The organism is Lacticaseibacillus saniviri JCM 17471 = DSM 24301, from assembly GCF_001311785.1.
Taxonomy (GTDB): Bacteria; Bacillota; Bacilli; order Lactobacillales; family Lactobacillaceae; genus Lacticaseibacillus; species Lacticaseibacillus saniviri.
The window spans coordinates 32,924-39,981 of the sequence record NZ_BBBX01000023.1; the positions used below are offsets into that span (position 1 = coordinate 32,924).

Annotated in this window: 4 protein-coding genes and 5 pseudogenes; 4 read left to right on the plus strand and 5 right to left on the minus strand. The window is 49.1% G+C overall.

All coding sequences use genetic code 11. From position 1 onward, the window contains the following. Nucleotides 1-19: 19 nt before the first annotated feature. The 5 genes and pseudogenes from yqeK to JCM17471_RS11320 form a co-directional block, all read right to left on the minus strand. Nucleotides 20-621, minus strand: a pseudogene (gene yqeK / locus JCM17471_RS11300) (bis(5'-nucleosyl)-tetraphosphatase (symmetrical) YqeK). Further along, nucleotides 614-1,211: pseudogene (locus tag JCM17471_RS11305) on the minus strand (nicotinate-nucleotide adenylyltransferase). The pseudogenes yqeK and JCM17471_RS11305 overlap by 8 nt, the downstream one beginning before the upstream one ends. Before the next feature lie 49 nt (nt 1,212-1,260). Next, complete coding sequence (locus tag JCM17471_RS11310; protein WP_054777961.1) at nt 1,261-1,578, minus strand: YhbY family RNA-binding protein; 318 nt, start codon at nt 1,576-1,578, stop codon at nt 1,261-1,263. 40 nt (nt 1,579-1,618) lie between these two features. After that, nucleotides 1,619-2,742 (minus strand): annotated as a pseudogene (yqeH, locus tag JCM17471_RS11315) (ribosome biogenesis GTPase YqeH). Next, a complete protein-coding gene (locus JCM17471_RS11320; protein ID WP_054777965.1) occupies nt 2,723-3,289 on the minus strand; it encodes a YqeG family HAD IIIA-type phosphatase in 567 nt (188 codons plus the stop codon). The pseudogene yqeH and the gene JCM17471_RS11320 overlap by 20 nt, the downstream one beginning before the upstream one ends. Before the next feature lie 211 nt (nt 3,290-3,500). Here JCM17471_RS11320 and JCM17471_RS11325 point away from each other — a divergent pair, with 211 nt between their 5' ends. From JCM17471_RS11325 to JCM17471_RS11340, 4 genes and pseudogenes are all read left to right on the plus strand, one after another. Further along, nucleotides 3,501-4,394, plus strand: a complete 894-nt coding sequence (locus JCM17471_RS11325) for a VOC family protein (RefSeq protein WP_054777962.1) — start codon at nt 3,501-3,503, stop codon at nt 4,392-4,394. Continuing rightward, a pseudogene (locus JCM17471_RS11330) lies at nt 4,387-5,350 on the plus strand (ring-cleaving dioxygenase). Before JCM17471_RS11325 ends, JCM17471_RS11330 begins: the two are co-directional and overlap by 8 nt. A 22-nt stretch (nt 5,351-5,372) precedes the next feature. Further along, nucleotides 5,373-6,014: an alpha/beta hydrolase gene (locus tag JCM17471_RS11335; RefSeq protein ID WP_054777963.1), complete on the plus strand. Its 642-nt coding sequence runs from the start codon at nt 5,373-5,375 to the stop codon at nt 6,012-6,014. A 6-nt stretch (nt 6,015-6,020) separates the two neighbouring features. Beyond that, nucleotides 6,021-6,997: pseudogene (locus JCM17471_RS11340) on the plus strand (NADP-dependent oxidoreductase). Nucleotides 6,998-7,058: the final 61 nt, after the last annotated feature.

A 7,058-nucleotide genomic window follows, 5' to 3' on the forward strand; every position in this document is an offset into this window, starting at 1 on the left:
GTTTTGGAATTCATCAATCTCAATTGGTCTGACGAATCAGTGCGTTATAGGTCAACAAGGTTTGGGGATAGACAACCTTATTGGTGCTAACCAAATACGTCAGCGTGTTTTGTAATTCAATCAGTGTCGCGTCACTCAGGCTCGTTTCAGCCGCTTTTCTGGCCGCGACTTCACCGTCGAGCTTGCGTGCCGGTTCAATGAAATCGGCGACAAACGTGATCTCATCGAGTGGTGTCATGGTAGGCGCACCGGTGGTATGGCGTTCAATCGCCTGCAACACCAATGGTCGGTAATACCTACTTCATGTTCAATGAACCAAACACCGACCATGCCGTGCCAGATACCGCGGCCATATGCCAACAGTGCCTGGTCGAAGCCTCATTCTGGATGACTTGTCGATATTCTGTCACTGGAATCTGCTTGGCATAGTCGTGTAACAAACCGGCTAGCCCCGCCCGATCGATATCTTCATCGAAACGCTTGGCAAGCTTGCGGCTCGTTTTTTTCAACGCGCAGGCAGTGTTCAAATCGCGCATCATCGAGTCGTTCCTTGAGCCGGGCAATGATATCATCGCGGCTCAAGCCGTTGGTTAATTCAGTTGGATAAGTAATGTCAGTCAAAATAGAGTCCCTCCTGTTGAATGTAATCGATCACGGGATCCGGTACCAGATATCTCAGGCTCTGGCCGGTCTGCACGCGATGGCGAATATCAGTCGAACTGATATCGATACCCGGTGCATCCACCCATAAACGGGATACTGACTCGATGGCGTGTAACCGGGGCGCTTAACCCCGACAAAAGTGACCAGTTTAACCAATTCATCGATTCGAGACCACTTCGGCAGATAATTCACCATATCGGCACCAATAATAAAATAATAATCGGTGTCTGGATGCAGCTTTTTGAGTGCCAGCATCGTTTCGTAGCTATAGCTCACGCCGCCGCGGCGAATCTCAATAAGTTCAAGCGCAAACAGCGGGTTCCCCGCAATTGCTCGCTTCAACATCTCCACGCGATCCTTCGCTTCAATCGCCCGCTTAGGATCTCTGTGAGGTGGTTTATTGTCGGGCATAAAAAGACTTTCTCAAGTCCTAATTGTGTCCCCACCTGTTCGGCCATGATCAAGTGGCCATTGTGAACGGGATTAAATGTCCCGCCAAAGATACCGACTTGTTTCTTGCGATCCAAACCCAAAATTTGTTCCCGCATCGCAACGGAAATCACGGGTTGGGTCAATGTTGTTGTTTGACTCACAAGCTCACTTCCTATAATTTCGCAATTTGGTTGAGATATCGCGGTTATCAGGATCGGTCGCTTTGCGGTAGACCAGAAGTGTGCGGCCAATGGTTTGTGCCACTTCAAGGCCGTCGATGGCATCCGCTAAATACGCACCGACCTCTTTGGGTGTTGTTTCGGCAGCTTGCAGCAAACTGATCTTGATCAGTTCACGTGTTTCAATGGCCTTTAACACACCATCACTGAAGCTTTCGCTCATGCCGTTCTTCCCCACATTGATTAAGGGTTTCATGGTCATGCCTTGGCTCCGTAAAAATCGTTTCTGTTTACCAGTTAACATATATTCTCCTCTATTGTGTCAGGTTCTATTCGGCAGGCGCCTAGATCAATGCCTTACGCATCAAGACGTCAACGCCCTTTGGCGCATAGCCGGCAACGGTTTGGCCTGCTGGAATCACAATCCAGCCTAAGCCGGCAAAAACTAGGTCAGACTTTTCTTTTGGTGTGAATTCAAACCGGACTAATTCGGGGAAATCACCCATTTCGTCGGCTTGTGGTGGTGTCAGTAACCCACCCGCATGCTTTTCGTAGAACGCATCCGCATTCTCTAACTTGGTCCGGTGCAACATCAATTGATTATCGACGTAGACCGTGAAACCGTTGCGTTGACCGTGAACAAAATCAAACCGAGCGAGGCCACCTAAGAAGATGGTCTGTTCAGGATTGAGTTGGAACACAGTTGGTCGAATCGGTTTGGTTGGTGAGACTAGCTGCAAGTCCTTGGCACCCAAATAGTGTGCCATTTGATTGCGATGGATAATCCCTGGTGTGTCAATCAATGACTGGCCATCATCCAGTGGAATTTCAATCCGATCAAGCGTTGTGCCTGGGAAGCGTGATGTCGTAATCAAATCGCTCACCCCAGTCAGTTGCTTGATCACACGGTTGATTAAGGTTGACTTCCCTGTATTGGTGACCCCAACCACATACACATCGCGGTGATCACGGTATTCTTCAATGGTTTCGAGCAGTTCGTCAACCATCTGCCCATTCTTGGCACTGGTCAACATGGTCGCAATGGGCCGCAAGCCCTGTGCATGTGCTTGTTGTGTCAGCCAATTTGTCACCCGCTTTTGGTTGATTGACTTGGGTAAGACATCAGCCTTGTTCCCAACCAGAATCACGGGGTTCTTGCCAACAAATCGATGAAGTCCAGGAATCACACTCCCGTTGAAATCGAAAAATGTCGACCACATTGACGATCAAGGCATCACTTTCACCAATGGCGTTCAATAACTTCAAGAAATCATCATCCGTCAGCGAAACGTCCGCGACTTCATTGTAATGGCGGAGTCGGAAACAACGCTGGCAGTAGATATCGCCTTCAGGGTCAGCCTTAGCTAACGCAGCAGCAGGCAAAACCGGCCGCTTTTGGATCAGTGGTTTGCAGCTTAGCGCCGCAGCCAATGCAGTAACGTTCCATTTCAGTTTCGATTGTGGTCATCGAGTTCCTCCTTATAGGTCACAGGTTGCTTCTTAGCAACCAGTTTAAATGCGAATTGTTCAAAGAAACGATTGATCCGTGTATTCCACGCATCAGTATCGACCAGTGGTTGCACCAGAATCGTGCGGATACCCGCCCGATTACCGGCTAAGATGTCAGTCAGTAACTGATCACCGACCATCACCACTTGGTCTTTATTCACGTGCAAGTGCTTAATGGCTTTCTTGATTCCCACAGGAAGTGGCTTCAGTGCGCGTGAAACAAACGGCAGCTTGATGGCTGCCAAAGCGCGAGCGACACGCTGTTGATTATTATTTGAGACCACCATCACAGTAATCCCAGCTCGGTTCATCGCGTCAAGCCACTGGCGCAGTTCCGCAGTACCGTCTGGATTATCCCAAGCAATCAACGTATTATCCAAATCAGTCAGCACAACCTGAATGCCTTGTGCCTTCAAAGCCTCTGGCGTAATTTTGTAAATGGCGCTGACAAGCCATGTTGGTTGAATCAAACTCACAACAGGTCCACCTTTCGAATAAAATTGCATCAGTTCATTATAGCTGAAATGGCGAGACTTTGCACGGAATGCTCCGGGGTTTTCCTTGGCTTTTTTCAAGTATTTGCGGTAGGCTAGTTGTAAGCGAAACCATCGATGCGAAATTTCGAATTTTGTTATTTATTCCCAAAAGCAAACATCTATTCGCTTGATTTTACGTTATTTTTGAGTAGACTACAAATCATTGATAGGGGGAACGGTTGTGACAATCTTGCATCATGTTTCACTTCTAACCGCATCAGCGGACCAAACAACAGCGTTTTACACCGGTGTTTTGGGCCTACGATTGATCAAGAATACGGTCAATCAAGAAAACGTTCATATGCGTCACCTCTTTTACGGTGACAATCTCGGTACCCCAGGCAGTGTCGTCACATTTTTTGAAGTGCCACACCTCGGCCATCGCTACAATGACGGCAGCTACCTGGATCATATCGGATTGCGGATTCCCACCGGCACCGCGGCATTTTGGCAGCAGCGACTGGTGGCCCATCAATGTCCGGCCACACTTGAAAATAACATGGTCACCCTCACCGACCCAAACGATGTGACGATTCAGCTCATTGAAACCGATCAGACTTTGACGGCTGAGGCGGTGGTCGATAACGAGATTCCAGGCGCCAACCAGATCACTGGCCTGTTCAGTGCCGATGTGGTGGCAGCAGATGTCAACGCCACTCAAACCTTCTTCAGTGTCATGCTGGATGAAACGGTTGATGCAACTGTGCCATTGGTTGCCGGTCAGCTCAATATCGTCCCGGCCGAAAACGATGGCGTTCACCGTTTTGGTCGTGGCAGTATGGATCACTTGGCGGTTTCTGTTGATGCCGATAGCGATCTGCTCACGCTAGCCACTCGCGCCAAGCAACACGGCTATACGGTAGAAGAAATGGCCGATCGCGGCTGGTTCAAGAGTCTATATGTGTTGGAACCCAATGGCAGTCGCATTGAATTTGCGACTATGAGCCCAGGCTTTAGCCTCGATGAACCGCTTGAAACCATGGGCCAACAACTCGGCTTGCCACCGCGCTTTGAACCTCAGCGACAAGAAATTCTCAATTACTTTAAAACAAAAGGAGTCGATTTTCATGATTGAACATCCATTACTAGGTATGAACCACGTCACTGCCATGGCAAGTGACCCACAACAATTTTGATTTCATGAGCAAAATGCTCGGCCTGCACCTGATTAAAAAGACGGTCAACCAGGATGCGCTAGACACTTATCACCTGTATTTCACCGATGATATGGGAACGGCCGGCACTGACATGACCTTCTTCACCTTCCCTAACCAGGAAAAGGGTAAGAAAGGGACAAACATGATTAGTCGGGCCAGCTTCCGTGTGCCTAACGATGCTGCACTCGATTACTGGATCAAGCGATTTGACCAATTCAACGTGGCACACGATCCTATCAGCGATCAATTCGGTGATAAAATCATCAACTTCCACGACCAAGACGATCAACAATTCCAATTGATCTCTGACGAACACAATACCGGTGTCGCTGGCGGCACACCTTGGAAGCACAGTGACGTGCCCGATGAATTCGCGATTGTCGGCTTAGGCCCAGTGACTGTGACCGTCTACAATCTCCAACACATGGATTTTGTCTTGACCGAAATCATGGGCTACAGCAAGTTACAAGAAGCCGGTGACTTCAGCCTCTATGAAGTGGGTAATGGCGGCCACGGGGCACAAGTCATCGTGGAACACCGTGAAGACCTGCCTATTTCTGTTGAAGGTTACGGGAATATTCATCACGCTGCCTTCAATACGGAAGACCGCGAAACATTGGGCACATGGATTGATCGCATTCGTCAATATCGCCTCCCACAATCCGGTTATATTGATCGTTTCTACTTCAAATCCGATTATTTCCGTGCTGCGCCACAGATTCTCTTTGAACTCGCGACAGCTGGCCCTGGTTTCTTACAAGATGAAACTTATGACGAAGCCGGGATTCACTTGGAACTGCCACCATTCTTAGAAGGCAAACGCGCTGAAATTGAAAAAGGATTAAAGCCCGTTGATACTGATTGGCACGAATAAAGCGAACGACTAAGGAGTTATTATGGCAGAAACAGACGTTAATTATCGTTTTATCGAGGGTGACCCCAACGTCTCCCCAATTCTCTTATTGCATGGGACAGGTGGCTCAGAAGATGACCTGTTACCGATTGGCCGCTTTCTCTCGGCTGACAGTCCCCTATTAGCCATCCGCGGCCGGGTTCAAGAAGAAGGCATGAACCGCTACTTCAAGCACACCCCGAGCGGTGGATTTGATCTCGCCGATTTGGAATATGAAACCACTTGGCTGTTTGACACCCTGAATGAGCTTTGCCAAAAGTTCAATATCGACTATCAACGGTTTATCGTTGTTGGCTACAGTAATGGTGCTAATGTCGCCGCTCGTGCCCTTTTGACCCGAGCGGATACGTTCCACACCGGTATTTTCTTCCATCCGATGGCCCTATCCACCGTCAATTCTGAACAGGATCTCAGTGATGTGAAGGTCTGGATGTCGCACGGCAGCAATGATCCGATTGTTTCGGCGGACAACTTTGAAACCCTTGAAGACTATCTCAAGGGCCAGCACGCCCAAGTCGATATTTTCAAACACGATCAATCGCATAATTTGAACGAAGCTGAACTGACCAGCGCCAAAGAGTGGCTTGCCGCTAGCGGTCGCTTAGGTCAATGGAATAAGGAGTGATAGTGAATGATTCGTTTTGGTTTTAATCAGTTTGGTGATGCCCATGTGTTTGAGGCCATCACCGCAGACCGCCCCACCCCAAAACCGGGCCAAGTGCTCTTACAAGTCTTGGGATTTGGGATGAATCCCTATGATGTGACGCTTAGAACTGGTGCTCAAGCCGAAATGCGCCCCATGACTTTCCCAATTGTGCCCGGCACTGACGTTGTCGGCCGCGTTGTCGAACTCGGCGAAGGTGTCACAGATTTTGCTGAAGGTGACATCGTCATGAACTATCGCCCAATCGGCGGTTATAGCGAGTATGTTGTGGCCTCAACCTCAAAAATCTATAAGAAGCCACGGCACTCAGTTATTTGGATGCGGCAACCCTGCCTCAAGTCGGCATCACCGCTTACAATATTTTGCACTATCTCCTCGATGCGCAAGCCGGTGAAACCATCGCAATCGAAGGTGCCGCTGGTGGTGTCGGCTCTGTCCTGGTGCAATTGGCCAAATTCATGAAGCTAAATGTCATTGCGACCGCATCGAGTCAGCACGATACCGAATTACGGCAATTAGGTGCTGACCAAATCGGTGCCTATGATAAGGAAGACGTCGGTGCCAAATTCGAAAACCAAGCGGATTACGTCGTCAATGCGGTGCATAACGGCGCTGATCACGGTGCTGGTGTCGCCATGGTGAAACCAACAGGCAAGTATGTCAGTGTTGCCTATCAAACCCCTGATCTGTCGACCAAGCCTAATGTGAGTTTTGCTCAGGTTGGCCCATCCAAGGATTATTCCACGCATGACGCCTTTGCCTTTCTGGTGGATGCTGCTGTTAAGTGGGGCCTCACCGTCCGTGTCGCCCAGAGTTTCCCATTCACTGTTGAGGGTGTCATTTCGGCGCAAGAAGCACTCGAGAATCATCCCGATGGCAAGATCGTTGTCATGCAAGACAAACATGTGATTAAGCCCGTTCGTAAGGACGTCAATCACTTATAACCTGCCACAATAAAAGCCGCATCACTTAGACTGATTTGTCTAACCGTGATGCGGCTTTTTA

What these genes read in the sequence shown, in the direction of transcription:
- JCM17471_RS11310 (WP_054777961.1), bottom strand. Translation starts at nt 1,578, where the DNA reads ATGTTAACTGGTAAACAGAAACGATTTTTACGGAGCCAAGGCATGACC.
- JCM17471_RS11335 (WP_054777963.1), top strand. Translation starts at nt 5,373, where the DNA reads ATGGCAGAAACAGACGTTAATTATCGTTTTATCGAGGGTGACCCCAAC.
- JCM17471_RS11320 (WP_054777965.1), bottom strand. Translation starts at nt 3,289, where the DNA reads ATGCAATTTTATTCGAAAGGTGGACCTGTTGTGAGTTTGATTCAACCA.